This window comes from Sphingosinithalassobacter sp. CS137, from assembly GCF_014334115.1.
Lineage (GTDB): Bacteria > Pseudomonadota > Alphaproteobacteria > Sphingomonadales > Sphingomonadaceae > Sphingomonas.
The window spans coordinates 1881468-1908043 of sequence record NZ_CP060494.1 but is presented as its reverse complement, the minus strand read 5'-3'; the positions used below and the strand labels follow the sequence as shown (position 1 = coordinate 1908043).

At 66.7% G+C, this 26576-nt stretch carries 30 protein-coding genes; 16 read left to right on the top strand and 14 right to left on the bottom strand.

Features of this window, described 5'->3' with window-relative positions; genetic code table 11:
* Positions 1-8: 8 nt before the first annotated feature.
* The 3 genes from H7V21_RS09400 (at position 9) to H7V21_RS09390 (ending at position 2500) form a co-directional block, all read left to right on the top strand.
* On the top strand, positions 9-344 hold the full coding sequence (locus H7V21_RS09400) for a hypothetical protein (protein ID WP_188053329.1): 336 nt from the start codon (positions 9-11) through the stop codon (positions 342-344).
* A 149-nt stretch (positions 345-493) separates the two neighbouring features.
* Positions 494-1750, top strand: coding sequence for a transcription termination factor Rho (gene rho, locus H7V21_RS09395; RefSeq protein ID WP_188053327.1), 1257 nt, complete (start codon positions 494-496; stop codon positions 1748-1750).
* A 15-nt stretch (positions 1751-1765) separates the two neighbouring features.
* Entirely contained in the window at positions 1766-2500 is a 735-nt protein-coding gene (locus tag H7V21_RS09390) for a TerC family protein (RefSeq protein WP_188053325.1), read from the top strand.
* 56 nt (positions 2501-2556) lie between these two features.
* Here H7V21_RS09390 and H7V21_RS09385 read toward each other — a convergent pair whose 3' ends face one another.
* The gene (locus tag H7V21_RS09385; protein ID WP_188053323.1) at positions 2557-3255 is read right to left on the bottom strand and encodes a dienelactone hydrolase family protein; all 699 of its coding nucleotides are present in this window, start codon (positions 3253-3255) and stop codon (positions 2557-2559) included.
* A gap of 86 nt (positions 3256-3341) precedes the next feature.
* On the opposite strand from H7V21_RS09385, the gene H7V21_RS09380 reads away from it, so the two are divergent.
* From H7V21_RS09380 to H7V21_RS09355, 6 genes are read left to right on the top strand one after another with little or no spacing between them, the layout of a single operon-like run.
* Entirely contained in the window at positions 3342-3572 is a 231-nt protein-coding gene (locus H7V21_RS09380; RefSeq protein WP_188053321.1) for a DUF6489 family protein, read from the top strand.
* Positions 3573-3577: 5 nt separating this feature from the next.
* On the top strand, positions 3578-4870 hold the full coding sequence (gene mnmE, locus H7V21_RS09375) for a tRNA uridine-5-carboxymethylaminomethyl(34) synthesis GTPase MnmE (protein ID WP_188053319.1): 1293 nt from the start codon (positions 3578-3580) through the stop codon (positions 4868-4870).
* 55 nt (positions 4871-4925) lie between these two features.
* Positions 4926-6773, top strand: a complete 1848-nt coding sequence (gene mnmG / locus H7V21_RS09370; RefSeq protein WP_188053317.1) for a tRNA uridine-5-carboxymethylaminomethyl(34) synthesis enzyme MnmG — start codon at positions 4926-4928, stop codon at positions 6771-6773.
* A complete protein-coding gene (gene rsmG, locus H7V21_RS09365) occupies positions 6770-7390 on the top strand; it encodes a 16S rRNA (guanine(527)-N(7))-methyltransferase RsmG (protein ID WP_188053315.1) in 621 nt (206 codons plus the stop codon). The genes mnmG and rsmG overlap by 4 nt, the downstream gene beginning before the upstream one ends.
* Entirely contained in the window at positions 7387-8169 is a 783-nt protein-coding gene (locus H7V21_RS09360; protein ID WP_188053313.1) for a ParA family protein, read from the top strand. The genes rsmG and H7V21_RS09360 overlap by 4 nt, the downstream gene beginning before the upstream one ends.
* Complete coding sequence (locus tag H7V21_RS09355) at positions 8166-9089, top strand: ParB/RepB/Spo0J family partition protein (RefSeq protein ID WP_188053311.1); 924 nt, start codon at positions 8166-8168, stop codon at positions 9087-9089. The genes H7V21_RS09360 and H7V21_RS09355 overlap by 4 nt, the downstream gene beginning before the upstream one ends.
* Here the strand turns inward: H7V21_RS09355 and holA are convergent.
* Genes holA through H7V21_RS09335 form a run of 4 tightly spaced genes read right to left on the bottom strand, consistent with a single transcriptional unit; the run spans position 9086 to position 13554 of the window.
* A complete protein-coding gene (gene holA / locus H7V21_RS09350; RefSeq protein WP_188053309.1) occupies positions 9086-10102 on the bottom strand; it encodes a DNA polymerase III subunit delta in 1017 nt (338 codons plus the stop codon). The genes H7V21_RS09355 and holA overlap by 4 nt on opposite strands.
* On the bottom strand, positions 10099-10590 hold the full coding sequence (gene lptE, locus H7V21_RS09345; protein ID WP_188053307.1) for an LPS assembly lipoprotein LptE: 492 nt from the start codon (positions 10588-10590) through the stop codon (positions 10099-10101). Before lptE ends, holA begins: the two co-directional genes overlap by 4 nt.
* On the bottom strand, positions 10587-13103 hold the full coding sequence (leuS, locus tag H7V21_RS09340; protein ID WP_188053305.1) for a leucine--tRNA ligase: 2517 nt from the start codon (positions 13101-13103) through the stop codon (positions 10587-10589). The genes lptE and leuS overlap by 4 nt, the downstream gene beginning before the upstream one ends.
* Positions 13104-13119: 16 nt before the next feature.
* Positions 13120-13554 carry a DUF3576 domain-containing protein gene (locus tag H7V21_RS09335; RefSeq protein WP_188053303.1) on the bottom strand — a complete coding sequence of 145 codons (435 nt, stop codon included), beginning with the start codon at positions 13552-13554 and terminating at the stop codon, positions 13120-13122.
* Between the two features lie 165 nt (positions 13555-13719).
* Here H7V21_RS09335 and H7V21_RS09330 point away from each other — a divergent pair, with 165 nt between their 5' ends.
* Positions 13720-14457, top strand: a complete 738-nt coding sequence (locus tag H7V21_RS09330) for a porin (protein WP_262503801.1) — start codon at positions 13720-13722, stop codon at positions 14455-14457.
* Here the strand turns inward: H7V21_RS09330 and H7V21_RS09325 are convergent.
* On the bottom strand, positions 14430-14996 hold the full coding sequence (locus tag H7V21_RS09325; RefSeq protein WP_262503800.1) for a thiamine phosphate synthase: 567 nt from the start codon (positions 14994-14996) through the stop codon (positions 14430-14432). The two genes, H7V21_RS09330 and H7V21_RS09325, sit on opposite strands and share 28 nt — an antisense overlap.
* 22 nt (positions 14997-15018) lie before the next feature.
* Between H7V21_RS09325 and H7V21_RS09320 the strand changes: the two genes are divergently transcribed.
* The 4 genes from H7V21_RS09320 (at position 15019) to map (ending at position 17419) form a co-directional block, all read left to right on the top strand.
* Positions 15019-15687: a YggS family pyridoxal phosphate-dependent enzyme gene (locus H7V21_RS09320; protein WP_188053301.1), complete on the top strand. Its 669-nt coding sequence runs from the start codon at positions 15019-15021 to the stop codon at positions 15685-15687.
* Positions 15684-16346 carry an HAD family hydrolase gene (locus H7V21_RS09315; protein ID WP_188053299.1) on the top strand — a complete coding sequence of 221 codons (663 nt, stop codon included), beginning with the start codon at positions 15684-15686 and terminating at the stop codon, positions 16344-16346. The genes H7V21_RS09320 and H7V21_RS09315 overlap by 4 nt, the downstream gene beginning before the upstream one ends.
* A gap of 85 nt (positions 16347-16431) precedes the next feature.
* Complete coding sequence (locus H7V21_RS09310) at positions 16432-16638, top strand: ParD-like family protein (protein ID WP_188053298.1); 207 nt, start codon at positions 16432-16434, stop codon at positions 16636-16638.
* 1 nt (position 16639) lies between these two features.
* A complete protein-coding gene (gene map / locus H7V21_RS09305; RefSeq protein ID WP_188053295.1) occupies positions 16640-17419 on the top strand; it encodes a type I methionyl aminopeptidase in 780 nt (259 codons plus the stop codon).
* Positions 17420-17458: 39 nt separating this feature from the next.
* On the opposite strand, the gene H7V21_RS09300 is transcribed toward map, so the two are convergent.
* From H7V21_RS09300 to H7V21_RS09280, 5 genes are all read right to left on the bottom strand, one after another.
* Entirely contained in the window at positions 17459-17821 is a 363-nt protein-coding gene (locus H7V21_RS09300) for a hypothetical protein (protein WP_188053293.1), read from the bottom strand.
* A 41-nt stretch (positions 17822-17862) separates the two neighbouring features.
* Positions 17863-18900, bottom strand: a complete 1038-nt coding sequence (gene ribA, locus H7V21_RS09295) for a GTP cyclohydrolase II (RefSeq protein WP_188056456.1) — start codon at positions 18898-18900, stop codon at positions 17863-17865.
* A 20-nt stretch (positions 18901-18920) separates the two neighbouring features.
* On the bottom strand, positions 18921-19715 hold the full coding sequence (locus H7V21_RS09290; protein WP_188053291.1) for an exodeoxyribonuclease III: 795 nt from the start codon (positions 19713-19715) through the stop codon (positions 18921-18923).
* A gap of 205 nt (positions 19716-19920) precedes the next feature.
* Positions 19921-20541, bottom strand: a complete 621-nt coding sequence (locus tag H7V21_RS09285) for a LolA family protein (RefSeq protein WP_262503799.1) — start codon at positions 20539-20541, stop codon at positions 19921-19923.
* An 87-nt stretch (positions 20542-20628) separates the two neighbouring features.
* A complete protein-coding gene (locus H7V21_RS09280; RefSeq protein WP_188053289.1) occupies positions 20629-22926 on the bottom strand; it encodes an FtsK/SpoIIIE family DNA translocase in 2298 nt (765 codons plus the stop codon).
* Between the two features lie 146 nt (positions 22927-23072).
* Between H7V21_RS09280 and H7V21_RS09275 the strand changes: the two genes are divergently transcribed.
* Together H7V21_RS09275 and H7V21_RS09270 are read left to right on the top strand one after the other, a co-directional pair.
* The gene (locus tag H7V21_RS09275; RefSeq protein WP_188053287.1) at positions 23073-24290 is read left to right on the top strand and encodes a UbiH/UbiF/VisC/COQ6 family ubiquinone biosynthesis hydroxylase; all 1218 of its coding nucleotides are present in this window, start codon (positions 23073-23075) and stop codon (positions 24288-24290) included.
* A gap of 62 nt (positions 24291-24352) precedes the next feature.
* Positions 24353-24718 carry a hypothetical protein gene (locus H7V21_RS09270; RefSeq protein ID WP_188053285.1) on the top strand — a complete coding sequence of 122 codons (366 nt, stop codon included), beginning with the start codon at positions 24353-24355 and terminating at the stop codon, positions 24716-24718.
* On the opposite strand, the gene H7V21_RS09265 is transcribed toward H7V21_RS09270, so the two are convergent.
* The 3 genes from H7V21_RS09265 to H7V21_RS09255 are packed head-to-tail and all read right to left on the bottom strand — an operon-like array spanning position 24715 to position 26395.
* Positions 24715-24897 carry a Trm112 family protein gene (locus H7V21_RS09265; RefSeq protein WP_188053283.1) on the bottom strand — a complete coding sequence of 61 codons (183 nt, stop codon included), beginning with the start codon at positions 24895-24897 and terminating at the stop codon, positions 24715-24717. The two genes, H7V21_RS09270 and H7V21_RS09265, sit on opposite strands and share 4 nt — an antisense overlap.
* Positions 24894-25502, bottom strand: a complete 609-nt coding sequence (locus tag H7V21_RS09260; RefSeq protein ID WP_188053281.1) for an LON peptidase substrate-binding domain-containing protein — start codon at positions 25500-25502, stop codon at positions 24894-24896. The genes H7V21_RS09265 and H7V21_RS09260 overlap by 4 nt, the downstream gene beginning before the upstream one ends.
* Positions 25499-26395: a tetratricopeptide repeat protein gene (locus H7V21_RS09255; RefSeq protein ID WP_188056454.1), complete on the bottom strand. Its 897-nt coding sequence runs from the start codon at positions 26393-26395 to the stop codon at positions 25499-25501. Before H7V21_RS09255 ends, H7V21_RS09260 begins: the two co-directional genes overlap by 4 nt.
* Between the last annotated feature and the right edge of the window lie 181 nt (positions 26396-26576).

Here is a 26576-nt window from a genome sequence, read left to right as displayed (position 1 = left end):
GTGATTGCATGCTGGTTATGACGCTGCTCGCCCTGCTTGGCCAAGACGCGACCGCCGCTGCCAATGAACAGGATCTTCGCTGCGTCGCCGCGATGGCGGCAGCGAGCGAAACCGTTTCCGACGAGGGGAAGAGCGGCATGACGGTGGGCATCATGTACTTCCTCGGCCGTATCGAAGGGCGCAGCCCCGATTTCGATGTCGAGGCCGGGCTGGTGCGCAGGTTCAGCGAATCGGCGTGGGCCGAGCAGATCGAGGACGATCTGGAGCGTTGTGGAGTGCAGATTCGCGACAAGGGCATTGCGCTGACCGCGATCGGTAACAGGCTTACGGAACAGGGGTTCTGAACCCAGCTTGACTTGGGCCGGGGCGGGACTTACTTGCATTGGCGTCGTGCGCTTTTCGGCGGCGGCACACTCCTCCAGCATCGTCTCGAGCGCTTCCAGCACCTCGCCGACCGACGCCCTCCCCGCAAAGCGTAGCTTCCGGACTCTGCATGCACCTCAAGGACCTCAAGAAGAAAGCACCGGCCGAACTGGTCGAAATGGCGGAGGCGCTCGGCGTCGAAGGTGCGTCGACGCTGCGCAAGCAGGACCTGCTGTTCGCGATCCTCAAGGCGCAGGCCGAGCAGGGCGATCAGATCATGGGCGAAGGCACGATCGAAGTGCTGCCCGACGGCTTCGGCTTCCTGCGCTCGCCCGAAGCGAATTATCTCGCCGGCCCCGATGACATCTATGTCTCGCCCAATCAGGTCCGGAAGTTCGGCCTGCGCACGGGCGATACGGTGGAAGGCGAGATCCGCGGTCCGAAGGACGGCGAACGCTATTTCGCGCTGACGCGGCTCGTGTCGGTCAATTTCGACAATCCCGAGGCAGTCCGCCATCGCGTCAATTTCGACAATCTGACGCCGCTCTATCCCGAATCCAAGCTCACGCTCGATCCCCATGATCCGACGATCAAGGACAAGTCGGCGCGCGTGATCGACATCGTCGCGCCGCAGGGCAAGGGCCAGCGCGCGCTGATCGTCGCGCCGCCGCGCGTCGGCAAGACGGTGCTGCTCCAGAACATCGCCAAGGCGATCACCGACAATCATCCCGAAGTCTTCCTGATCGTGCTGCTCATCGACGAGCGGCCCGAGGAAGTCACCGACATGCAGCGCTCGGTGAAGGGCGAGGTTATTTCCTCGACCTTCGACGAGCCCGCGCAGCGCCACGTGCAAGTCTCTGAAATGGTGATCGAAAAGGCCAAGCGCCTGGTCGAGCACAAGAAGGACGTGGTCATCCTGCTCGATTCGATCACGCGCCTGGGCCGCGCCTACAACACTGTCGTGCCGAGTTCGGGCAAGGTGCTGACCGGCGGTGTCGATGCCAACGCGCTGCAGCGTCCCAAGCGCTTCTTCGGTGCTGCCCGTAACATCGAGGAAGGCGGCTCGCTCTCGATCATCGCCACTGCGCTGATCGACACCGGCAGCCGCATGGACGAAGTGATCTTCGAAGAGTTCAAGGGAACCGGAAACTCCGAGATCGTGCTCGATCGCAAGGTGGCGGACAAGCGCATCTTCCCGGCGCTCGACGTCGGCAAGTCGGGCACCCGCAAGGAAGAGCTGCTGGTCGACAAGGGTACGCTTTCCAAGATGTGGGTGCTGCGTCGCATTCTGATGCAGATGGGCACCGTCGACGCGATGGAATTCCTGCTCGACAAGATGAAGGATTCCAAGACCAACGAAGACTTCTTCGACTCGATGAACCAGTAAGCGGGGCCGAGTCGCATGCTGGATCTGCTATCGATCGCCACCTATGGCGTTGCCGCGGCCGGGCCTGGCTCGATCGGCGACATGTGGGCGAATATCGTTCACGACTTTTCGAACTTGAGCGATCCGGCGGCGCTGGCCGCTTTCGGCCAGGTGTTGATGATCGACCTGGTGCTCGCCGGCGACAATGCGATCGTCGTCGGTGCGCTCGCGGCGGGCCTGCCGGCCGAGCAGCGCAAGAAGGTCATTCTGATCGGCATCGGTGCGGCGCTGGTGCTCCGCATCGCCTTCGCGCTCGTCGTCACCTGGCTGATGGGCATCGTCGGGCTGATCTTCGCCGGCGGACTGCTCCTGCTCTGGGTGAGCTGGAAGTTCTGGCGCGAGATCCGCCACGACACGTCCAACGTCGGATCGGACGAAGTCGCAGGCGACGAGCATTCGGGTCTCAAGCCGGCACGCAGCTTCGCCAGCGCCGCCTGGGCGGTCGCCGTGGCCGATGTGTCGATGAGCCTCGACAATGTTCTTGCGGTTGCCGGCGCGGCGCGCGAGCACCCCGGCATCCTCGTGGTCGGGCTGCTGCTGTCGGTCGCGCTGATGGGGCTCGCTGCCAACTTCATCGCCAAGCTGATCGATCGCTATCGCTGGATCGCCTATTTCGGCCTCGCCGTGATCGTGTTCGTCGCCTTCAAGATGATCTATGAAGGTTGGGTCGGCGATGCGCACACAATCGGATTAATCTCGTTCTTTCAGTAGGATAAAAAAGGGCGCCCCGAGAGGCGCCCTTTTGTTTTCCGATTTGATCGGCGAAGTCAGCCGAGATGTTCGGCAAAGAACTCCGCAGTCCGCTTGTCCGCCAGCTGCGCCGATTCTTCGGATCGCCGCTTGCCGTGTTCGGTCGCGAAGCCGTGGTCCTCGCCCGGATAGTCGTACAGCGTGACCTTCGGATGCTCGTCCAGTCCTTCGTGCATCTTGGCCTGAGTCGGCTTGTCGACGAAGTGATCTTCCTCGGGGATGTGCAGCAGCAGCGGGTTGGCGATCGCCTGTTTCTCGCCGAGCAGCCCGTCGATCCCGACGCCGTAATAGCCGACGCTAGCGTCCACATCGGTGCGCGCCGCGGTCATGAAGGCGAGCCGTCCGCCCAGGCAATAGCCGACCGCACCCACCTTCGCTCCGTCGACAAGCGCGCGCGCCTTGCGAATCGCGGCTTCGATGTCGCGCACCCCCGCATCCTGATTGAATTTGCCCATCAGCTCGAGCGCGCGCTGAAACTCGGGCTCGACGTCCGGATCGAGTTCGATCCCCGGCTCGAGCCGCCAGAACAGATCGGGCGCAAGCGCGAGATAGCCGGCTTCGGCCCATTTGTCGCACTTGCGACGAATGCCGGCGTTCACGCCGAAGATCTCCTGGATCACGACGATCGCCGCTCTCGGCGTGCCTTCGGGCTCGGCGCAATAGGCGTCGAAGCGCCCGCTGCCGTCCGATGCCTCAATGGTGATGGTCTTGCTCATGAATCCTTCCCTTGCCGTTGCGCCGCAGCCCCGCCTAGACCGGCTGCTAGCAGCCGCGCGCGGGCGCGCTCAAGCGGAGATGAGCCTTGAAGATCAATGTAGAGATCGAGTGCACGCCCGAGGAGGCGCGCCGCGCAATGGGATTGCCGGACTTCACGGCGGTACACGACAGATATGTCGGCATGCTGCTCGAGGCGATGGATGGGACGCAGAATCCCGAGGTAATCGAAACACTTATGCGCAATTGGGCGCCGATGGGCGAGGCTGGCATGAGCTTCTGGCGCCGGATGTTCGAAAGCGGGGGCAAGCCGGGCTGAAGGCGATGGAGACGATCTTTGCTGTCTCCAGCGGAGCGCCGCCCGCCGCGATCGCCGTTCTTCGACTGAGCGGCGCCGATGCGTTCGGAGCGGTCGAGTCGCTCGTCGGAGCGCTTCCCGAGCCCCGGCGTGCGTCGCTGCGCGCGCTGCGCGATCCCGCCGACGGCACGCTGCTCGATCGCGCCTTGCTGCTCGTCTTTCGCGCGCCCCATTCGGCGACAGGGGAAGATCTGGTCGAACTGCACCTGCACGGTGGCCGCGCCGTGGTTCGTGCGACCGAGGCTGTTCTTGGTCGAATGCCGGGGCTCCGTGCCGCCGAGCCGGGCGAATTCACGCGGCGGGCGCTTGCCAACGGCCGCATAGATCTCAGCGAGGCCGAAGGGCTCGGCGATCTGCTCATGGCGGAAACCGAGTCGCAGCGGCGGGTCGCGCTGCGCGCGGCCGAAGGCGGCGTTCGCCGCGAGGTGGAGCGGTGGCGCATGGCGCTGCTTGGCTTGTCGGCTGAAATCGAAGCGGCGCTCGACCACAGCGACGAGGGCGATGTTGCCGACAGCACAGGCTCGGCTTCGACGCTGCCCGCGCGCGCCGCCCGACTCGCCTCAGAGATCGAGGCGGCGGTTGCACGCCCTCCGGTCGAGCGATTGCGCGACGGGCTGCACATCGTGCTCGCCGGACCGCCGAATGCCGGCAAGTCGACATTGTTGAATGCGCTCGCCGGTCGCGAAGCGGCGATCGTCTCGCCGCAGGCGGGAACGACGCGGGACCGGATCGAGATCCCGGTCGTGCGCGACGGCACCGCTTATGTGCTCACGGATACCGCCGGCCTTGCGGACGCCACCGACGATGCGATCGAAGCGATCGGCATAGCCCGCGCGAGGACGGCGATCGAGACGGCCGACATGCTGCTGTGGCTCGGAGAGGACAGCCCGCCACCGCATCCACAGGTGATCTGGGTACACGCACGCGCGGATCTCGCCGAGCGGCAGGCGGACGCGGCCGCAAAGGATATTTCGGTCTCCTCGTTCGACGTCGATTCGGTGGAAGCGCTTTGGGCACTGGTGGGTACGCGTGCGGGATCGCTGCTTCCCCCGCTCGATCATGTCGCGTTGAATGCACGGCAGCGTGCGCTGCTCGGTGAGGCGGCTGGGGCGTTGCGGGCCGCATCCCGCGAAGGGGACGAGTTGATCGTGGCCGAACATTTGCGGGCGGGGCTTCGCGCTTTCGATGCCGTCACCGGCAGGGCCAGCACCGAGGCGATGCTCGATTCGCTGTTCGCGCGATTCTGCATCGGCAAATAGATGTTCCACGTGGAACCGCTTTGACGCCGCCTGTCGGAGCGATTAGCGCAGCGGCATGCACGCGTTCGATGTAATCGTTATCGGCGGCGGTCACGCCGGCACCGAGGCCGCGGCAGCGTCGGCCCGGCGCGGCGCCCGCACCGCACTGCTGAGCTTCGATCTCGCCAAGGTCGGCGCGATGTCGTGCAATCCGGCGATCGGCGGATTGGGCAAGGGGCATCTCGTCCGTGAAGTTGATGCCTTCGATGGTCTGATCGCACGCGCCGCCGACGCCGCGGCGATCCATTATCGGATGCTCAACCGCAGCAAGGGCACGGCGGTTCAGGGGCCGCGGGTTCAGGCGGACCGCGTTCGCTATGCCGCCGCGATTCAGGCGATGCTGAAGGCACAGCCGCTGCTTACGCTGGTCGAAGGCGAAGCCGCTGCACTCGAGATCGCGTCCGATCGCGTGACGGGCGTCCGCTTGGCGGATGGGACGCTGCTTGCTGCCCCCGCCGTCGTGCTCGCTACCGGCACCTTCCTCGGCGGCCGCATCTTCCGCGGCGAGGAGCGCCTTGATGGCGGCCGGATCGGTGAGGCGGCGGCAAGCCGCATCGCCGCGCAGTTGCGTGCGCTCGCGCTTCCCATGGCTCGGCTCAAGACCGGGACCCCGCCCCGCCTCGACGGGCGCACGATCGATTGGAGTCGTTTGGCCGAACAGCCGTCCGATGCGGATCCCTGGACCATGTCGCCGCTCACCCGTGTCCGGTCGCTCCCGCAGCTCCACTGCGGCATCACGCGTACCGTTCCCGCGACCCATGCCGCGATCCGCGCAGGGCTGCACCGGTCGCCGCTCTTCTCCGGGGCAATCGAGGCGCAGGGGCCGCGCTACTGTCCCTCGATCGAGGACAAGATCCACCGCTTTGGCGATCGCGACGGGCATCAGATCTTTCTCGAGCCCGAAGGGCTGGCGACCAGCTTCGTCTATCCCAACGGGCTCTCCACGTCGCTCCCGGTCGAAGTGCAGCAGGCGATGGTCGCGAGCATTCCCGGGCTGGAGCGCGCGACGATCACCGTCCCGGGCTATGCAGTGGAGTATGATCATATCGATCCGCGCGCGCTCGACTCTCGTCTGGCGCTCGGCGCGATCTCCGGGCTGTTCTGTGCGGGGCAGATCAACGGCACCACAGGCTATGAGGAAGCGGCAGGCCAGGGACTGGTCGCCGGTCTGAACGCCGCCGCCCATGCGCTGGGCATCGCGCCGCTCGAGCTCGACCGCGCGACAAGCTATCTTGCGGTGATGATCGACGATCTCGTGCTTCAGGGGGTGACGGAGCCGTATCGCATGCTCACCGCGCGTGCCGAATACCGCCTGCGGTTGCGCGCCGACAATGCCGAGACTCGGCTCGGACCGGTGGCGCGGGCACTCGGCTGCCTTGGTGCCGATCGGCTGGAGCGTCTCGCGCAGCGCGAATCGGAGCGGAGCAGGATCGATTCCGCGTTCGACGTCGAGACGACGTCGAGTGCTGTGCGTGCCAGAGGTGCACCGGTCGCGGCCGATGGCGCCCGCCGGACGATCCGCGAGTGGCTTCGCTTCCCCGGGGTCACTGCTGCCCAGCTGTTGCCAGCGGAGGTCCTGGCGAACTGCCGCGGCGACGTCCTGACCGAGGCCGAAGAAGATGCGCGCTATGCCCCGTATCTCGATCGGCAGGAGGCGGAGGTATCGGAGCTACGCGCGAATGATGCGATCCGCTTGCCGGCTGGGCTGGATTTCGCCGCCGTGCCCGGGCTCTCGGCAGAGATGGTGGAGCGGCTCTCGGCGGCGCGCCCGGAGACGCTCGGCGCCGCCTCGCGAATTCGCGGGATCACCCCTGCCGCGCTTTCCGCGATCCTGCTGCACGCTCGGAAGCGCAGGGCGGCATGACCGAGGAGGAGGCACGCGAGTGGGTCCGCAGCACCTTTGGTGTTCCACGTGAAACCCGGCTCGCCGAATACGCCGAATTGCTGATCGCAGAATCGGGCCGCCAGAACCTGATTGCAGCCTCGACGCTCGAGTCGATCTGGGTTCGGCACCTGGTCGATTCGGCGCAGCTCGTCCCGCTGGCGGAGCCTGCCGGTGACGGAGTCTGGCTCGACATCGGGTCAGGTGCGGGCCTGCCGGGGCTGGTAGTCGCGCTGCTCACGGAGCGCCCGGTGCATCTCATCGAGCCGCGGGCGAAGCGCGCCGAGTTTCTCCGCACGGCCGCAGACGCGCTCGGTATCGGCGACCGCGTCGAAGTTCACGCCATGCGAGTCGAGAGCGTCGTGCCGCTCGCGGCTGCGGTTATCACCGCACGCGCGGTGATGGCGCTCCCTGCGCTGCTCGCCGCAGCGCGCAATTGCAGCACGCGTTCGACGCTCTGGCTTCTGCCGAAAGGCCGGAATGCGCAATCAGAGGTGGAAGCGGCGCGGCGCGCGTGGCAAGGTTCGTTCCACGTGGAACCGAGTATCACGCAGTCCGAGTCCCTGATCGTGGTCGCGCGGGAGGTACGCCCGAGATGATCTGCATCGCCATTGCCAATCAAAAGGGCGGCGTCGGCAAGACGACGACGGCGATCAACGTCGGCACGGCGCTGGCCGCCACCGGCAAGCGCGTCCTGCTGCTCGATCTCGATCCGCAGGGCAATGCATCGACGGGCCTTGGCATAGGGCGTGGCGAGCGTGAGCGCTCGACCTATGATCTGCTCGTCGGCGAGGCCGCGCCCGAGGAAGTGGCGGTCGCGACGCGGGTGCCGGGCCTTGATATCGTTCCCGCCACGCAAGACCTGTCGGGCGCCGAGATCGAGCTAATCGAGTTCGAGGCGCGGACGCACCGCCTTGAATCCGCGCTGCGCCGCGATACCAGCGAACGCTGGGACGTGGTGCTGATCGATTGTCCGCCATCGCTGGGGCTGCTGACCATCAACGCAATGGTCGCGGCGCATGCGTTGCTTGTGCCGCTACAGTGCGAGTTTTTCGCGCTTGAGGGACTGAGCCAGCTGCTCACGACTGTCGAGCGGATCCGCAGCCGCTTCAATCCGGGGCTTTCGATCCTCGGCGTAGCGCTGACCATGTATGATCGGCGTAATCGGCTGACCGATCAGGTTTCGGATGACGTGCGTGCTGTGCTGGGCCGCGTCGTCTTCGACACGGTGATCCCGCGCAACGTTCGCCTTTCCGAAGCGCCGAGCCATGGTGTGCCCGCATTGATCTACGATCACCGCTGCGCCGGCTCCGAGGCCTATATCGCTCTCGCACGCGAAGTGATCGATCGCCTGCCCAAGCTCCAGAAGGCCGCATGACCGAAGAAACCAGCGCCTCTCCCCCTGCCCCCACCCGCAAGCCGCGCCCCGGCCTTGGCCGTGGTCTCAGCGCGTTGCTCGGCGATACCGAACGGGAAGCGCCCGCAGAGGGAGCGCCGGCCGGTGGAACGGGCATTCGGATGCTGCCGGTGAGCGCACTCGCCCCTCACCCGGGGCAGCCGCGCCGTCGGTTCGACGAAGCCGCGCTCGACGATCTTGCCCAGTCAATCGCGGCGCGCGGCCTGATTCAGCCGATCGTCGCCAGGCCGCACGGCAAGGGATATCAGATCGTTGCCGGCGAGCGTCGTTGGCGCGCCGCACAGAAGGCGCGGCTCCACGAGGTTCCCGTCGTCGTCCGCGAGCTCAGCGAGGCCGAGACGCTCGAGATAGCGCTGGTCGAGAATATTCAGCGCCAGGATCTCAATGCGATCGAAGAGGCCGACGCCTATCGCAAGCTGATCGATGAATTCGGCCACACCCAGGATGCGCTTGCGCGGCTGGTCCATAAGTCCCGCAGCCATGTCGCCAATCTCATGCGATTGCTCGATCTTCCGCCGGGCGTGCAGGGTCTGGTCGTCGAGGGGGGGCTTCAGATGGGCCATGCACGGGCCCTCATCGGTGCGCCTGACGCCGAATCGCTTGCGCATCGAGTAATCGAAAAAGGGCTCTCGGTTCGCGAAACCGAACGGCTTGCGCGGGAATCGAAGCCGCGCGGCGATTCACCGCGCGGCGCGAGCCGGAGCGAAGCGGGCCCGGGCAATGATGCCGATATCGCTGCGCTCGAGCGGCATTTGAGCGATGCACTCGGGCTCAACGTGCGGATCGCCCATGGTGCCAAGGGCGGCACCCTCACCCTCGGCTATTCGACGCTCGACCAGCTCGACATGGTGTGCCAGCGGCTGAGCGGAGACCGAATCTAGCCCCGCATGCGCGCGGCCGCGCGCGTCAGCGCGGCGCATTCCGCCTCGGCGATCACATCGCCTGCATTTGCCGTCTGCATCAGCGCGCGCTCGGCGGAGCGGACCCGCTCTATCGCCCGTGCCAGTTGGGGCGCGTTCCAGCGCTTGAGCGCCCGCGCAGTGTCGGCACGTTCGCGGAAAAAGATCCGCTCGACGAGCTGATCGACTGGTACTCCCGAATCCGCCTGCGCACGCAGCTCGGCAAGTGTCATCAGCCGCCGCGCCAGCTGGCGGAGCAGCGGGATACCTGAGCCGCCCGCCTCGCGCAGTCGCCTGAGTGCGGTGCCGATCGTTGCGACGCGCCCGTCGATCGCCGCTTCGATCACTTCGAACAGCTCCGATTCGTCCAGGTCCGCGCCGATCGCTTCCAGTGTTGTCGAATCCGCATCCCGCTTCCGATCGGGCGCTGCATCGAGAAACAGCGCAAGCTTCTCGATCTCGCGCGCAAGCACGGCCCTGTCCCCGCCCGCGGCGCTTGCGAGCCGCTGCGGCACGTCGCCGGTCAGGCGGAGCCCCTGCTCCTGCGCCAGTGCCGATGCCAGCCGAACGGCATCCTGTCCTTCGGGCGGATAGCAGGCCAGTGCCAATGCGGCCGGCGCGGCGATTGCCAGCTTCACCAGCTTGCTGCTGGTCCTCAGTCCGGGTCCGAAGGCGACCACCGGATTGATGGCCTGCTCGGCGTCCAGCAGCAGCGTGACCGCTTCTACAGTAGCGTCGTCAGCGCCACGGACCCGGATCAGCCGCCTCTCGCCGAATAGCGAAAGCGACGCGGCTTCGTCCGCGAGAGTCCCGGGGGAATCGCGCAACGCTTTGGATTCGACGTCAATTTTCTCGACCTCGGGCCCTAGCGCCTGGGCAAGCTGCTGCCCCAGCGCCTGCGCGCCGGCCTCATCGGGACCGTGCAGCAGATACAGGCGGATGTCGGGGGTTGGCGCGGCGATGCGCGCACGCATCTGCGCGACGTTGACTTTCACTGCGCCTCATTCTGGGCGTAGCGCGCGAGCCGAGCCACGATCTGGTCGGCGACGATGTTCGACAGCCGCTCGAGGGCACTGCGCTCGGCGGCGATCGTCGCATATTCGGAACCGACCACATCGATGCCAGCGTCCGAACCCGCGGTCGAATCGAGCACGACGGCGCCGGTGCTCAGGTCGATCAACTGGTAGCGGGCACGCAGCGAGCGACGCTCGCGTGCAACGCTATCGTCGCGCCGCACGCCAAGACCGGTGATCTGATCGTCGAGCCGCACGTCGAGCCGGTAGCGCGCCGGAGCGTCATTGCCGACGTCGAGCCGATCGCGCAGCGCATGCGCCACCAGCCATCCCGAACGACCCGGTATCGGAGCGACCGACACTGCCGCGAGTGTGGATCGCACCGGCCCCGATGCGCCGCCGCCATAGAGCGGCCGCAGGCCGCAGCCCGAAAGCGCCGCCAGCGCCATCAGGGCCGCCAACGCCCTCATGCGACGATGTTCACGAGCCGGTCGGGCACGACGATCACTTTCTTCGGCGCCTTTCCTTCGAGCGTCCGCACGATCTTGTCCGATTCGAGCGCTGCCGCTTCGATGTCGGCACGCGCCATGCCCTTGGGCAATAGCAAGGTATCGCGCAGCTTGCCATTCACTTGCACGGCGATCGTCACCTGGGTGTCGACGAGCAGCGAAGGGTCGACCTCGGGCCATGCGGCGTCGGCGATCAGCCCGTCCTCTCCCATCGCTGCCCAGGCCTCTTCGGCGATATGCGGAACCATCGGCGCGGCGATCCGCACCAGCGCGCGCACGGCCGCCGTGCGCGAAGCCGATGGCGAAGCCTTCTCGATCGCGTTCACCAACTCGTACAGCTTGGCCACGGCCTTGTTGAACGAGAGCGCCTCGATATCCTCGGCAACGCCGGCGATCGTGCGGTGGAGCTTGCGGTCAAGCTCGATGTCCTCGCCCGCCGCTTCGGACAGGCCGTCGAAAAGCCGCCACATCCGGTTCACGAAGCGCCAGGCACCTTCGATTCCGTTTTCGCTCCATTCCAGGTCGCGTTCGGGCGGACTGTCCGAAAGCATGAACCAGCGAACGGCGTCTGCGCCGTACTGATCGACGATCTCGGTCGGATCGACAGTGTTCTTCTTCGATTTCGACATCTTTTCGACGCGGCCGATCGAGACCGGCTGCCGATCCGTCTTCAGCACGGCGCCGTCGGCGGAGATGTCGAGTTCCTCAGGATTGTACCACTGGCGCTCCCCTCCTTCGCCGCGGAAATAGGTCTCGTGCGTCACCATGCCCTGGGTGAAGAGGCCCGCGAACGGCTCCGCAACGTCGAGCTTGCCGATGCGGCTGAGTGCCCGAGTGAAGAAGCGCGCATAGAGCAGATGCAGGATCGCATGCTCGACCCCGCCGATATATTGGCCTACCGGCAACCAGGCGTTCGCCACTGCCGGATCGAACGGGCGATCTTCGGGGCTGCTGGCGAAGCGGATGAAATACCACGACGAGTCGACGAACGTGTCGAGCGTGTCGGTCTCTCGCTCGGCCTTGCCACCGCAGTTGGGGCAGTCGACGTGCTTCCAGCTCGGATGCCGCACCAGGGGGTTGCCGGGAATCTCGAACGAAACGTCCTCGGGCAGCACCACCGGAAGCTGGTCCTTCGGCACCGGAACCGGGCCGCAGTGCGTGCAATGGATGATCGGGATCGGCGTGCCCCAATAGCGTTGACGGCTCACGCCCCAGTCGCGCAGCCGCCAGACGGTCGTGCCGGTTCCCCAGCCCTCGTCTTCCGCGCGTTGGATCACCTCGCGCTTGGCGTCGGCAACGTCCATGCCGTCCAGGAAGTGCGAATTCACAAGTGTGCCCGGCCCGGTATAGGCTTCGGCTTCCGCGAATTCCGGCGCCTGCTTCGTGCCGTCGGATACGACGCGCCGGATCGGCAGGCCGTATTTGGAGGCGAATTCGAAGTCGCGCTGATCGTGCGCCGGCACGCCGAACACCGCGCCCGTGCCATAGTCCATCAGCACGAAATTCGCGATATAAACCGGCAATTCCAGTTCAGGATCAAACGGATGCGTGGCGCGCAGCCCCGTATCGAGCCCCAGCTTCTCCTGAGTCTCGATCTCGGCAGCGCTGGTGCCACCCGCCTTGCACTGTTCGATGAAGGCGGCGGCTTGAGGATCGCTCTCGCCTAGCTTCTGCGCGATCGGGTGGTCGGCCGCGACTGCGACGAAGCTCGCGCCAAAGATCGTGTCCGGCCGCGTCGTGAACACCTCGACGTCGCCGTCATCGGAAAGGGCAAAGCGGAAGCGCAGCCCCTCGGACTTGCCGATCCAGTTCTCCTGCATCAGCCGGACCTTGTCCGGCCAATGCTCGAGGCCCTGCAATCCCTCGAGCAACTCGTCCGCGAAGTCGGTGATCCTCAGGAACCACTGGCTCAGCTTGCGCCGTTCGACCAGCGCGCCGGAGCGCCATCCGCGGCCGTCGATCACTTGTTCGTTGGCGAGCACCGTCTGGTCGACCGGATCCCAGTTGACCGAGGCTTCCTTGCGATAGACGAGCCCCGCCTCGTAGAAGTCGAGGAACAGCGCCTGCTCATGCCCGTAATAATCGGGTTCGCACGTGGCGAGCTCACGGCTCCAGTCGAGCGCGAAGCCCAACCGCTTCAGCTGCGCACGCATCGTCGCGATATTCTCACGCGTCCAGGCGCCTGGATGGACCTTCTTCTCCATCGCGGCATTCTCGGCCGGCATGCCGAACGCGTCCCAACCCATCGGATGGAGCACTTCCATGCCGCGCATCCGGCGGAACCGCGCGAGCACGTCGCCCATGGTATAGTTGCGCACATGGCCCATGTGGATGCGCCCCGACGGATAGGGAAACATCTCGAGCACATAGGATTTCGGCTTGGGCGAATCGTCGCGCGCGGCGAAAGTGCGGCGTTCTTCCCACACTTTCTGCCACGCCGCGTCCGCCTTCAGCGGATTGAAACGCGACGCCATGGAAACTCCTGAAAAATCAGTCCTGTACGAGTGCGGCGCGGCGCAAATCGCGAGCGCGCGTGAGGATGATGTCCTCCAGCCGCTGCACCGTTGCCGCCTGCACCGGGGCCTCCACCCACTGGCCGTTCTGGCTCACCTGGCGCAGTGCGGCGACTCGCAGCGCGTCGGCGCGCAGATCCTGGTCGAGGATCGTGACGGTCACCTTCATGCGCTCGTTCTGAACGTTCGGATTGACGTACCAGTCGGTCACGATGACGCCGCCGTTCGAATCGGTCTGGAGCAGCGGCATGAAGCTCAGCGTGTCGAGGCTCGCGCGCCACAGATAGCTGTTCACGCCGATCGTCGTCACCTGTGACGCGGCGAGATCGGCGCGCGGCCGGTCGCCGCCGCCGCATGCGGCGGTGGTGCAGGCGAGCGATGCCAGGATCGCAGTGCTCAACAGGCGGTTCATCGGCAAATCCCAAGGCAGAAGTTGGCTCGAACAGCCTCTATAGATGGTCGCACGGGCGCCGCAAGCGCTGCGGGCTGTGGACCCTGTGCAACAGTCATGAGGATTCTCGCATAGCCAGTGGAACGATGCGGCCGGTTCGTGGTAGCACTTATCAACAGGGAAGGAATGACGATGATTTCGGGGCGCTGGATGGCAGGGCTGGGTCTGGGGGCATTGATTGCCGCCGGGGTCGCCGTTGCGCCTGCGCTTCAGGCGCGCGAGAGCGGTGTCGCTGCGATGGAGCCGAGCCGTTCGATGATCCGGAGCATCGACAGCTTCACGCCCGCCGCGGCCGATCCCAAGCTTGCCGCCGTGCTCGCGCAGAGCGGCATGGCCGAACGCGGCTTCCGGTTTACGCCCAGCGCATCCCGCCGCCCCGCCAACCGCGCAGTCACCGTCGCAGTTCGCGCGCGAACCAATCGCACGGTCGGCGAGGCCGAGCGTAGTCGCGCCGCCGCCGCTCAGCCAGAATCGCTTAGCCTCGCGCCGATCGCTTATAATCTCGGCGCCTCGGTGGGCTGGCAGCGGTTTGCCGTTTCGGCCGATGTCACTCGAGTCGATCTGGTCAGCCAGCCGGGTGGTACCGAGCGCACCGAAGTGGGGGTCAGCTATCGCGGCGACCGCGCCGGCGCGCGAGTGAGCGCTTCGAACAGCCGCCCCGTGGAAGGCCCGGCGCCGAAGCTGGTCGGCTCGGAAAGCCAGCGCCAGACGATCGACGTGATGGGCTCCTATTCGCTGACTCGGAACCTCGATGTCACTGCCGGAGTCCGCTACGAGCGTAGCGAACGCGAGCGGTTGCCGCGGCTCACCGACGATCGCCGCGACAGCCAGGCCGTCTACGTCGGAACAGCCTTCCGCTTCTGATCGGCGGCGCTCCAGGCGTCGATTGCCGCCCAGCCATATAGTCCCGGAACGCGGAGCGCGCGCGCGCGACGCGCGTCCATGCCGCCGAGTGCGATCACCGGCACGTCGAGTCCCGCGATCATCAGCCCGAGCCCCACGGGCCCCAGGGCCCTGGCGCCAGGGTGCGATCGAGTCGCGAAGACCGGAGAAACGAACAGCGCATCGGCACCACGGCGGACCGCGGTGATTGCCTCGGTCCGCGAATGGACAGGCATCGTGCGCAGCCCCGGACGCGTTCGGCGAGCCGTGCGGCCGTGCACGCCATGCTCCTCGGGCCCGAGCGGCCCCTCGCCCGCACGCAGTAATATCAGCCGCCGCCGTCGGGCGACTCGTGCCACCTTGGCGAAGAGGGCGCGGCGCTCCCCGATCGGCAGCGAGTAATGGCGGAGGATCACGCCGCTGCCGCGCGGCAACCGCTCCAGTGCCTCCCACAGTCGCTCCCCCATGCGCTCATCGGTCATCAGCCAGATCGTAGGGAGCAGGGACTGGCGGCGGCGCATGACGCTCCCTATAGCGCGGCTCATGCAACCCGACGATGCCCGTCACCGCCTGGAATCCGTCCGGCAGGAGATCGCGCGTGCCGCGAAGACCGCTCGGCGATCGCCCGACGCGGTCACCCTGATTGCCGTTTCCAAGATGCATGAAGCCGATGCGATCCGCCCGCTCATCACCGCGGGGCAACGCGTTTTCGGAGAGAATCGGGTGCAGGAGGCCGCCGCCAAATGGCCCGCGCTGCGCGAAGCGACCCCCGGCATCGACCTTCACCTCGTCGGCCAGTTGCAATCGAACAAGGCCGATGACGCCGTCGCGCTGTTCGACGCGATCCATTCGCTCGATCGAAGTTCGCTCGTCACTGCGCTCGCGAAGGCGATGGACAAGGCGGATCGCCGTCCATCGTGCTTCGTCCAGGTCGATATCGGGGACGAGCCGCAGAAGGGCGGCTGCGCGATTGCCGATCTTCCCGCGCTTCTTGGCGAAGCGCGCGCCGCCGAAATCCCGGTGGCAGGGCTTATGTGCGTCCCCCCCTTCGGCGTCGAGCCCGCGCCCTATTTTGCGCTGCTGGCGAAGCTTGGTCGGGACCATGGTCTCGCCGGGTTCAGCATGGGTATGTCAGGCGATTTCGATACCGCCGTCACGCTGGGCGCCACCCACGTCCGGGTCGGCACGGCCCTGTTCGGAGCGCGCGCATGAAGTTCGATGCGATCCTCTTCGATTTCGACGGCGTGCTGCTTGAAAGCGAATATGAGGGCAATCGCCACATCGCGAATTTCCTGACCGCCAATGGGCATCCTACCAGTGCCGAAGATTCGATGGCGAACTTCATGGGCCTTTCGGGCCAGGACTTCGTCAGCGCGGTCGAGCGCTGGATCGGACGCCCGCTTCCGCCGCATTTCGAAGGCGAGCGGGTGGCCGAGAATGAGCGCGTGCTTCTCGAGGGCCTCGATCCGGTCGCCGGCGCCATTGCCTTCATCCGGGGTCTTCCGGCCGAGCTCCCGCGAGCGATCGCCTCGTCGAGTTCGACTCACTGGATCGCCACTCACCTCGATCACCTCGGGATCCGCGATGCGTTCGGTGAGCATCTCTACAGCGGCAAGGAGCATGTCGGACGGGGAAAGCCCGCGCCGGATCTCTATCTCCACGCCGCGGAGGCGATCGGCGCCGACATCCGCCGCACCGTGATCCTGGAGGATTCACCCGTCGGCGTACGGGGTGCGGTAGCATCGGGCGCGCATGTCATCGGTCTTTGCGCCGGTCGCCATTGCGCTCCCGATCACGCCGAGCGGCTGCGCGCGCTCGGCGTTCATGACATCGCCGCTGATTTCGAGGACGTCGCTCGGCTTGTGTTTTGAGGGCGTCTTCGCCCCCGTGGTCTCCTGATTGACCGAGCAATATACGATCCATATACGGATCGTTAGCTCGTTTCCGGAGGCCGTGATGGGAATCGTGAAGATCGACGACGCGCTGCATGAAGAACTGCGCCGCGCCAGTACCGTCATGTGCCGCTCGATCAATGCGCAGGCCGAATATTGGATGAAGATCGGCATGCTCGCCGAGGCCAATCCCACCGCTTCGTTCAACGAGATCGTCCGGATGCAGTTTGCGGCGGCGAAGGTGCGCATTCCCGAGCTTGCGCACGGCTGACATGGTCAAGACGGCTGAGGAACTGGCGCTCCTGCGCACATCGGGGCGGCTGCTCGCATCGGTTTTCGAGATGCTCGACCGCCAACAGCTCGCCGGCATGTCGACGTTGCAGGTCAATGACCTGGTCGAACGCTTTATCACGCATGATCTGGGTGCGCGGCCGGCGAGCAAGGGGCAATATGGCTTCGAATATGTCCTGAACTGCTCGATCAACCATGTCGTCTGCCATGGCGTGCCCGATGCGGCCGAGTTCATTCGCGACGGCGACATCACCAATCTCGACATCACGCTCGAAAAGAATGGCTTCATCGCCGATTCGAGCAAGACCTATGTCGTCGGCGATGCTCCGCCCGCTGCCCGGCGGCTGGTGCGGGTTGCCCGGGAGGCGATGTGGCAGGGGATACGTCAGGTCCGGCCCGGCGCGCATCTGGGGGACATCGGCTTCGCGATCGAGCGCCATGCCAAGCGGCACGGCTATTCGGTCGTGCGCGAATTCTGCGGTCATGGGATCGGTCGCGAGATGCATGAGGAGCCGCAGGTGCTCAATTTCGGGCGTCCCGGAACCGGCATGCGGTTGCGTGAAGGGATGGTCTTCACGATCGAGCCGATGATCAATCAGGGCAGCCGCAAGGTGTCGACGAACGACGACGGCTGGACGGTGGTGGCAAGCGACGGAAAGCTTTCCGCCCAGTTCGAGCATACCGTCGCGGTGACGGGCAACGGAGTCGAGGTGCTCACGCTTCGGGCAGAGGAGAGCGGGATGCCGGACCGCATGCGCTGAGCCGCTGGCGTTTGCCAGCGGGGTTCCGCACCAACGCGGTCAGCGCCTCGCAACGCGCGCCTGAAAGGCCGGATCGGTATTCTGCTGCGCCGTGCATTCGTCGAGCCAGCGGAGCTCCGCCTCCCTGTCGTTCGCGGCTTCCATCCTTGCCGCAATCTCCAGCGCTTCCGGAGTGATCGCCTCGATCCACGCCGCGCCGCCGTGCTGCTCTGCCAGCAGTGTCGCTCGCATCACCATTTCGTCCGCCACGTCGGAGTTCGATGCCTGCTGAGCGCGATTGGCCGCGAGCCCGAAGATCGCGGCGCAGTGGGCGGGGTTCGCGCTGTCGAAGAAGGGATCGTTGGCAGGTGTGCAACCGGCGAGGAGCAGCATCAGAAGCGTCTTGCCGAAACGTGGTCGCATGCGTCGCTCTCCTGATGCCGCCTTTCAGGCCGACTCGCTTGTCAGAACTGGTGCCCCGTCCGGTCACGTTTGGTCGCCAGATAGCGCTCGTTGTGCGGATTGGGCGGCAGATGATGCGCGACGCGTTCGATCACGCGGATCCCCGCCGATTCGAGCCCTGCCACCTTTTCGGGATTGTTCGTCAGCAGCCGCACCTCGTGCTGCCCCAGCAGCTCGAGCATCCGGCCCGCCACCGCGAAGTCGCGAGCGTCGATCGCAAACCCCAGCCGCGTGTTCGCATCGACCGTGTCGAAGCCCTGATCCTGAAGCGCATAGGCGCGCAGCTTGTTGATCAGCCCGATCCCGCGCCCTTCCTGGCGTAGATAGAGCAGCACGCCCCAGCCGCTCGCGCGGATCGCCGCGATCGCGGCGTTCAGCTGTGGCCCGCAGTCGCATTTGAGCGAACCCAGCACATCGCCGGTCAGGCATTCGCTGTGCAGCCGCACCAGCGGCGGCGCGCCCGTCGGACTGCCGATCAGCAGCGCGACATGCTCGCCGGGTGCTTCATCGGTGCGAAAGGCGACGATCTCCGCATCCTCGGCACCCGCCACCGGCAGCCGCGCCCGCGCCGCGATCCGCAACCGGCCGGCATCCTCATGCGCGGAGATGTCGTCCGGTGTGACGCCGCTGCCATCGTCCGCGCCCACCCGAACGAAGAACGCCGGCAGCAGTCCCGCGATTCGTGCCAGCCGGAGCGCCGCGCCGGCCGCTTCCGGCTCCGTCACGGCCTCGGCGCGAAACGGCCCCTTCAGCGGCCGCGCAAGATCGAGCTGGGGATCGGCAAGCGCGACTCCCATGTCGAAGTCGAGCCAGTCGGTACGCGCGACCTGCACCGGCCCGTCGGGCACTGCCGCTTCGCGTTGATTGACCAGCTTGAGCGTCGCCGCGCGCCCGGCCGAAAGCAGGAGTGGCGCTGTTCCCGATGGATCGAACGCCGCGAGTCGCCCGGCGTCCGCGGTCTCCACCGGCAGCAGCGCCAGCGATGCCGCGCATCCGCGGATCGTCACCGGCCAGCCGCGGCGCAGCGCGTCCAGCGCCATGGCGACGCCGCGTACGTCGCTCAAAGCGCGAACTCGGTCACGAGCGGCACATGGTCCGAAGGCTTGAGCCAGCTCCGGCAGGATTCATGCACCTTGTGTCCGGTCGCGGCGGCGGCGACCTCTCGGCTGGCCCACATATGGTCGAGCCGCCGTCCGCGATCCGAGGCGGCCCAATCCTTGGCGCGATAGCTCCACCAGGTGAAGCAGCGCTCGGGCGCCGGAATGAAGCGGCGGCCGAGATCGACCCAGTCGTGCGCCGCCTGCATCCGGCCCAGCGCTTCGACTTCGATCGGCGTGTGGCTGACGACGTCGAGCAGTGCCTTGTGGTTCCACACGTCGCATTCGAGCGGGGCGATGTTGAAATCGCCGACCAGCAGCGTCGGCACCTTCAGCGCCTCGGACCATCGCGTCATCCGCTCGATGAAATCGAGTTTCTGGCCGAATTTCGGATTTGCCTCGCGATCGGGCACATCGCCGCCGGCGGGAACATAGACGTTTTCGAGCCGCAGTCCGTTCGCCAGCCGCACGCCCACGTGCCGCGCCTCGCCGTTTGCCTGCCAGTCGAGCCTGTCGTCCTCGGTGAGCGGAACGCGGCTGACGATCGCCACGCCGTGATGCATCCGCTGGCCATGGACGACGATGTGCTCATAGCCCAGCTCGCGAAACGCCGCGGCGGGAAAGTCGCCATCGATCACTTTCGTTTCCTGGAGACAGAGGATGTCAGGAGACTCCTCGGTCAGGAACCGTTCGACGATTCCGATGCGGAAGCGAACCGAGTTGATGTTCCAGGAAGCGATCTTGATCGTGTCGGCCATTGCGCAGCCATGTAGCCAGCCCGGCCGCGATGCGCCAGAGACGCGAAAGGCCCCCGCTCCGGGGGCAGTGGAACGGGGGCCGACCTGGCGTTCGTCACGCAGGCAGGATGTGGAACTCGCCGGGCAACAGGGGGAAAAATCCCGGCACGCCCCACATCCGCACGAACGGTTCTAGGCGAGCGAAGCTGTCGCGGAGATGAATGGATCAGCGTCCGCCGGGCCGCCCCTGGCGCCGCGGGTCGTTCCAACGGAACGTTCCGTCGGAAACCTGGGTGTTGAGGCGCTGGTCCGACAATCGGATGGTCGTGCGATTGTTCTGCGAATCGAGCGCCACCCAGCCCTGCAGCAGCAATCCGGCCGGCGCGTTTTCCTCGCGCTGGAAGATCATCGTGATCCGGCCATATTCGGGGTGCTCGGGGTCGTGCACTTCGATCGAAACGACGCGCGGATCGCGTGTCGGCACCACCCGGGCAAAGCGCGCGATGTCGCGGCTGGGATCGAGCAGCACCGACAGCGGCGAGTTACCGATAGGCCAGCGTTCAACCTGCCGAACCTGATAGTCGATGAAATAGAGGCTGCTGCCGTCGGCGACGATCAGCTGCGGAATGCCGCGCTCGTACTGGAAACGGATCTTTCCCGGCCGCTTCAGCGTCATCGTGCCGTTCACCGTCCGCCCGTTGCGATCGGTCTGGCTGAAATCCGCGACCATCGACGTCACGCCGCGCAGGTGGCGCTGCACCTGATCCAGCGTGTTCTGCTGAGACGCGGGCGCCGCCGCGACGAGCGCGGGGACGGCAAGGGCAAGGGCGATGGACGTGCGAACCACGAGCTTCTCTCCAACAATTCTGGCGATGCGGCTAGCCGGATCGGCTTGAATGCGCGCTGAACCCGCGCCGAGGCGATTCGATCCGAGTCAGGCGATCGGGCGCCCGTCGGTATCCATCAGTACGTCGCGGCGGCCGACGTGATCGGGGCGGGAGACAAGGCCTTCGCGCTCCATCCGCTCGATCAGCCGCGCCGCCGAATTATAGCCGATGCGCAGCTGGCGTTGCAGCCAGCTCGTCGACGCCTTTTGGCTTTCGGCGACCAGCTGGCATGCGCGGCGATATTGCTGTTCCTCCGGACTGTCGTCGCCGCCCGGCGCGCCATCGAGCGCGAAGCCGCCGTCCTCGGGCTCCTCGGTCACCGCCGAGATATAGTCCGGCGTGCCCTGCGCGCGCCAGTGTTCGGCGACCGCCTGCACTTCCTCGTCGCTGACGAACGGCCCGTGCACTCGGGCGATCTGCTTGCCGCCGGGCATGTAGAGCATGTCGCCCTTGCCGAGCAGCTGCTCGGCGCCCTGTTCGCCCAGGATGGTGCGCGAATCGATCTTGCTGGTGACGTGGAAGCTGATGCGCGTCGGCAGGTTCGCCTTGATCACGCCGGTGATCACGTCGACCGACGGACGCTGCGTCGCCATGATCAGATGGATGCCCGCCGCGCGCGCCTTCTGCGCCAGCCGCTGGATCAGGAATTCGACTTCCTTGCCCGCGGTCATCATCAGGTCGGCGAGCTCGTCGACGATGATCACGATCTGCGGCAGCGGCGTGAGTTCGAGCGTCTCCTCCTCGTAGATCGGCTGGCCGGTCTCCTGGTCGTATCCGGTCTGCACGCGGCGGCCCAGCTTCTGCCCCTTTGCCTTGGCCTGGCGCACCTTGTCGTTGAAGCTGGCGAGGCTGCGGACGTTGACGCTCGCCATCATCCGATAGCGGTCTTCCATCTGCTCGACCGCCCATTTCAGCGCGCGCACCGCCTTGGGCGGATCGGTGACGACGTCGGCGAGCAGATGCGGGATGTCCTTGTACATGCTGAGTTCGAGCATCTTCGGATCGATCATGATCATCCGGCACTGCTCGGGCGTGAGCCGATAGAGCAGCGACAGGATCATGCAGTTGAGCCCCACCGACTTGCCCGATCCGGTGGTGCCCGCGACCAGCAGGTGCGGCATCGGCGCTAGATCGGCGATCACCGGGTCGCCCGCGATGTTCTTGCCCAGCACGATCGGCAGCGTCGCGCCCTGGCTCTCGAAAGCCTCCGATCCGATCAGCTCGTGCAGGCTCACCGTCTCGCGCTTCGCATTGGGCAGTTCGATGCCGATCACGCTGCGGCCGGGGATAGTCGCCACGCGCGCGGAGATCGCGCTCATGTTGCGCGCGATATCGTCGGCGAGCTGGATCACGCGGCTCGCCTTGATGCCGCTCGCAGGCTCGAGCTCGTACATCGTCACCACCGGACCCGGTCGCACCTCGACGATCGATCCCTTGACGTGAAAATCGTCGAGCACGCTCTCCAGCAACCGCGCATTCCGCTCGAGCGCGGCCTTGTCGACCGCCGGATTGGCGTTTGCGGGAGTCGCGGTGAGCAGTTCGAGCGGCGGCAGGCGATAGCTGTCGGGGAAGGCAAGCGACGCCTGAGTCGGCTTGGGCTTGGAAGGCGAGGGCGCAAGCGTGCGATCGGCGATCACCGGGCTGGGCCGATTCTCGGGCAGAGCCAGCTTGCGTGGAGCTGGCTTGACCGATGCCCTATCGGCCTCGGCCTCGGTTTCGGGTGCCGCCGCAGGGTCGCGCCGCGGCAGGCGCGGCACGCGCACGCCGGTGTCGGGCAGGCTAAGCTCAAGGCTGCGCCCCCAGAGGAAAACGCCCGCGATGCCGCAGATCAGGCCGATCAGCCGACCGCCCCACAGCGATACCGTCGGGTCTCCCGCAAGCCCCAGCATCCACTGCAGCACGCCCGCGCCCGCCAGTCCGATCGCGCCACCCCAACCGCCGGGCAACGCGAGCACCGAATCGCTCGATACGAAGGCGAGCGCGGTGCCCATCAGCACGACTCCGATCGCCGCGCCGCGCAGCATCTTCGGCCAGCCGCCGACAGGCCGATCACGCCAGAGGCGGTGGGCGACGATCAGGCCCAGCGGCGTGAGCAGCACCACCGGCAATCCGGCGATCGCGAACAGCAGATCGGCGATCCAGGCGCCGGGCGCGCCCAGCAGGTTGCGTGCATCGGCGCCCGAGGCCGTGTTCAGCGAAGGGTCGCTCGGGTGATAGCTCGCCAGTGCCAGGATCAGCGCCAGCGTGGCGAGGAACAACAGCGCACCGCCGATCAGCGCGCTGCTGCGGCGGGCGCCGGCCTTCATCGTGTCGCGCCAAAGCGGCGGCTGCGCGCGAGTCGCCATCCCCTGTATCTCCGAAATGCGGCTAGTCCGACGCGGAACATCGCGCGAACCGATTCCCCCGTCAAGGCGAGCGTTGGCAGCGCCTGCCGAGGCGCCTACACAGCTTTCCACACGCATATCGCTCGAGTTGTATCGGAGAGCAGGTCATGGATCGCGCGGACGTCCTTATTCTCGGCGGCGGACTGGTGGGCAGCGCGCTCGCCGTCGCGCTCGACGCGCACGGGCTGACGGCGATCGTCATCGACATCGCCGATCCGGAAGTCATTCTGGCCGCCGAGCACGACGGGCGCGCTTCAGCGATCGCTAGCGCGCCGCATCGCATGCTCGATGCGATCGGCGTCGGCGCGCGTTTGGCCGATGCGGGCTGCCCGATCGAAGCCATTCGCGTCTCTGACGGGCTCGAGCCGGGGAAGCTCGATTTCGCGACGCGCGAGGGCGAAGCGGCGCTCGGCGTCATGTATGAGAACCGGCGCCTGCGCCGCGCGCTCTATGAGGCCGCTCAGGCGGCGCCCGGGGTCGATATCCGCATGAAGACGCGGGCGCTTTCGGTCGATCGCGGCGAGTTCGGAGTGACTGCCACGCTCGACAGCGGCGCGACTGTCTCGGCGCCGCTCCTCGTCGCGGCCGAGGGGCGCAACTCGCCGACCCGCGAAGCGGCGGGGATCAAGGTGGCGCGCTGGCGCTACGATCATGCCGCACTGGTCACGACCGTGAACCATCAGCATGATCACGAGAACACCGCCTTCGAGATCTTCTATCCGGAGGGGCCTTTCGCGATCCTGCCGCTCAACGACGATGCGAACGGACATCGCTCGGCGATCGTCTGGACGGTGAAGGGCGGAGCGGCGGCGGGCATGCTCAAGCTTTCCGAACGCGGCTTCCTGGCGGAAATGTCGAAGAAGATGGGCGGTTTCCTCGGCGAGCTCGGCGCGCCGACGCCGCGGTTCAGCTATCCGCTGGGGTTCCATCATGCGGCGCGGATCACCGATCATCGGCTGGCGCTGGTCGGCGACGCGGCGCATGGCATCCATCCGATCGCCGGTCAGGGCGTCAATGTCGGCTTCCGCGATGTGGCCGCGCTGGTCGAGGTGCTGGTCGAGGGCAAACGGCTCGGCCTCGAGTCGGGCGATGCCCAGCTCCTCGCCCGCTACCAGCGCTGGCGTGCGCTCGACACCTTCATGGTGGCGCTCGCGACCGACGGGCTGACTCGGCTGTTCGGCATCCCTGGCCGCGCTCCCGCCGCGCTGCGTCGCTTCGGCCTCAATGCGGTGGACCGGCTGCCGCCGCTCAAGAACGCCTTCATGGCCGAGGCGCGCGGCGAATCGGGCGCCGTGCCGAAGCTGCTTCAGGGCGAGGTGGTCTGACCTTCTTCCAAAGGAACGTTCACGCGCCGGAGGCGGTTGGTTGCGGCGAGAGGAGACGTTTCATGAATCGGTCGCTGCTTCTCGGCGCGTTCGGCGGTCTGTTGTTCGTCGCCAATGCCTCGATTTCCGGCAGCAACGCCTGGCCGCTGCTCTGGCCGACGCTGGCCGGCGCCGCTGCGGGCCTGACCGCGGCGCATGGCAGGCGCGCAGGGCTCTCGGCCGGGCTCGGCAGCTTCGTGGTCGTCGCGGTTCTCGGCACAATCGTCACGCTGCTGATCGTTCCCGACAGCTATTCGGCGACGATGCAGCGCTATGGCATCGGCGATGGCGGAGCTCTCACGATCCTGCTGATCATGCTGGTTCTGGGTGTGTTGAGCGGCGTCCTCGCGTGGCTGGCGAGCGGCGTCGCAGGCCTCGTGCGCCGCTAGTTCGGACGCAGCGGCCGCGCGGCCTCGGCGAGCAGCACCGGCACGCCGTCGCGCACCGGATAGGCGAGCCCCGCTTCCTCCGAGACGAGTTCGCCGCGCGCTGCGTCATAGCGCAGCGGCGTGCGGGTCGCGGGGCACACCAGCCGGTCGAGCAGCCAGGGATCGAGTTCCGCGCTCATTGCAGCGTCCCCACATCGTCGCCCGAACGGCCGAAGAACTGCATCAGCTGCACGATCAGCCGACTGCGGTCCTGCAGCGTCTCGGCCTCGAGCAGCGCCTGCTTCGAAGCGATGTCGAACGGGGCGATCTGGGCGATGCCGTTCACCAGCGATTCGTCGTCGAGGCGTGAAACCGCTTCCCAGTCGACGGCATAGCCCTGTCCCTCGGCGAAGCGGCGGGCCTCCATCTCGAGCGATGCGCGGTCGCCCATCCCCAGTATCTCGCTGTCTCCCACCGGCTCCAGCTCGGCCTCGACCTGTCGGAATGGCGTCGTGACGTCTAGCTCGCGCATGATGGTGAAGCGGGCGAGTCCTTCGAGAACGATGTCGAACCGGCCGTCGGGCAGTGCCTGCACCTCGGCGATCCGCCCGACGCAGCCTCGATCGAAGAGTCCGGGGTGGGCACCGCCCTCGCGCGGCTGCACCATCCCGATCCGCCGGTCGCGCGCGAGCGAATCGGTCACCAGCGCGCGATAGCGCGGCTCGAAGATGTGGAGCGGCAGGTGCATCCGCGGGAACAGCAGCGCGCCGCCCAGGGGAAACACCGACAGCCGCGTGACCGTCATCCGAACAGGATCGCCGAAAGCTTGCGCCGCTGGGTCGATACCCAAGGGTCCTCGAGCCCGACCACTTCGAACAGCTTCAACAGCCGCTGGCGCGCCGCGCCCTCGTTCCACTCGCGATCCTCGGCGATCATCGCGAGCAGCGTCTCCGCCGCGCCTTCGCGGTCGCCCGCCGCCATCTGGCCGCCGGCGAGCGCATAGCGCTTTTCCATGTCGTGCGGGTTCGCGGCGACTTCGGCCTTCAGTTCGGCAAGATCGTCGACCGGCGCCGCTTCGGTGGCAAGCGAGAGCGCGGCGCGCGCGCGCTCCACCTCTGGCGCCTTGGCGGCCTCCTCGGGCACCGAATCCAGCGCCGACTGTGCCTCCTCGAACCGCCCAAGCTGGACCAGCGCGCGGATGCGGCCGGCAAGCACCGCCGGATGCTCGGGGGCCATCTCGGCGAGCTGGTCGAACAGCGAAAGCGCGCGCTCGGCGTCTCCTTCGGCCAATACCTGCTCGCCCATCGCGATCAGCGGCTCGATCTCGGCCTCGGCCTGCTGCGATTCGCCTTCGACCGGGATTTGCCGCAGGATCTGGTCGAGCATCTGGCGCAGCTGCGATTCGGTGCGCGCCTGGCTCAGGTCGGCGACCAGCTGGCCCTGGAACATCGCATAGACGGTCGGAATCGAACGCACCTGGAATTGGGCGGCGATGAACTGGTCCTTGTCGACGTCGATCTTGGCGAGCACCACGCCTTTGGTCGCATAGTCGGCTGCCACTTTCTCGAGCACCGGGCCGAGCTGCTTGCACGGGCCGCACCATTCGGCCCAGAAATCCAGGATCACCAGCCTGGTCATCGACGGTTCGACGATGTCGCGCCGAAATGCCTCGACGGCTTCGCGTTCGGTGCTGGACAGTGCGGACATGCCGGGCGGGGTGGCCAAGGGACGCTCCTCAAATTGCCTGCGCGCGGGCAGGTGTTGCGGCGCCTATGTGGGCGTTCTCGGGCGACAGGCCAAGCCTTTTCCGGAAGGGCTTGCGGGGCCGCCCGGCCGGTGCTAACAGCCGCCGCCTTGCCCCGGTGTGCGCATCCAGCGC

Coding starts and splice junctions, on each gene's coding strand:
- H7V21_RS09400 (WP_188053329.1), top strand. CDS start 9: ATGCTGGTTATGACGCTGCTCGCCCTGCTTGGCCAAGACGCGACCGCC.
- rho (WP_188053327.1), top strand. CDS start 494: ATGCACCTCAAGGACCTCAAGAAGAAAGCACCGGCCGAACTGGTCGAA.
- H7V21_RS09390 (WP_188053325.1), top strand. CDS start 1,766: ATGCTGGATCTGCTATCGATCGCCACCTATGGCGTTGCCGCGGCCGGG.
- H7V21_RS09385 (WP_188053323.1), bottom strand. CDS start 3,255: ATGAGCAAGACCATCACCATTGAGGCATCGGACGGCAGCGGGCGCTTC.
- mnmE (WP_188053319.1), top strand. CDS start 3,578: ATGGAGACGATCTTTGCTGTCTCCAGCGGAGCGCCGCCCGCCGCGATC.
- mnmG (WP_188053317.1), top strand. CDS start 4,926: ATGCACGCGTTCGATGTAATCGTTATCGGCGGCGGTCACGCCGGCACC.
- rsmG (WP_188053315.1), top strand. CDS start 6,770: ATGACCGAGGAGGAGGCACGCGAGTGGGTCCGCAGCACCTTTGGTGTT.
- H7V21_RS09360 (WP_188053313.1), top strand. CDS start 7,387: ATGATCTGCATCGCCATTGCCAATCAAAAGGGCGGCGTCGGCAAGACG.
- H7V21_RS09355 (WP_188053311.1), top strand. CDS start 8,166: ATGACCGAAGAAACCAGCGCCTCTCCCCCTGCCCCCACCCGCAAGCCG.
- lptE (WP_188053307.1), bottom strand. CDS start 10,590: ATGAGGGCGTTGGCGGCCCTGATGGCGCTGGCGGCGCTTTCGGGCTGC.
- leuS (WP_188053305.1), bottom strand. CDS start 13,103: ATGGCGTCGCGTTTCAATCCGCTGAAGGCGGACGCGGCGTGGCAGAAA.
- H7V21_RS09335 (WP_188053303.1), bottom strand. CDS start 13,554: ATGAACCGCCTGTTGAGCACTGCGATCCTGGCATCGCTCGCCTGCACC.
- H7V21_RS09330 (WP_262503801.1), top strand. CDS start 13,720: ATGACGATGATTTCGGGGCGCTGGATGGCAGGGCTGGGTCTGGGGGCA.
- H7V21_RS09325 (WP_262503800.1), bottom strand. CDS start 14,996: ATGCGCCGCCGCCAGTCCCTGCTCCCTACGATCTGGCTGATGACCGAT.
- H7V21_RS09320 (WP_188053301.1), top strand. CDS start 15,019: ATGCAACCCGACGATGCCCGTCACCGCCTGGAATCCGTCCGGCAGGAG.
- H7V21_RS09315 (WP_188053299.1), top strand. CDS start 15,684: ATGAAGTTCGATGCGATCCTCTTCGATTTCGACGGCGTGCTGCTTGAA.
- H7V21_RS09310 (WP_188053298.1), top strand. CDS start 16,432: ATGGGAATCGTGAAGATCGACGACGCGCTGCATGAAGAACTGCGCCGC.
- map (WP_188053295.1), top strand. CDS start 16,640: ATGGTCAAGACGGCTGAGGAACTGGCGCTCCTGCGCACATCGGGGCGG.
- H7V21_RS09300 (WP_188053293.1), bottom strand. CDS start 17,821: ATGCGACCACGTTTCGGCAAGACGCTTCTGATGCTGCTCCTCGCCGGT.
- ribA (WP_188056456.1), bottom strand. CDS start 18,900: ATGGCGCTGGACGCGCTGCGCCGCGGCTGGCCGGTGACGATCCGCGGA.
- H7V21_RS09290 (WP_188053291.1), bottom strand. CDS start 19,715: ATGGCCGACACGATCAAGATCGCTTCCTGGAACATCAACTCGGTTCGC.
- H7V21_RS09280 (WP_188053289.1), bottom strand. CDS start 22,926: ATGGCGACTCGCGCGCAGCCGCCGCTTTGGCGCGACACGATGAAGGCC.
- H7V21_RS09275 (WP_188053287.1), top strand. CDS start 23,073: ATGGATCGCGCGGACGTCCTTATTCTCGGCGGCGGACTGGTGGGCAGC.
- H7V21_RS09270 (WP_188053285.1), top strand. CDS start 24,353: ATGAATCGGTCGCTGCTTCTCGGCGCGTTCGGCGGTCTGTTGTTCGTC.
- H7V21_RS09265 (WP_188053283.1), bottom strand. CDS start 24,897: ATGAGCGCGGAACTCGATCCCTGGCTGCTCGACCGGCTGGTGTGCCCC.
- H7V21_RS09260 (WP_188053281.1), bottom strand. CDS start 25,502: ATGACGGTCACGCGGCTGTCGGTGTTTCCCCTGGGCGGCGCGCTGCTG.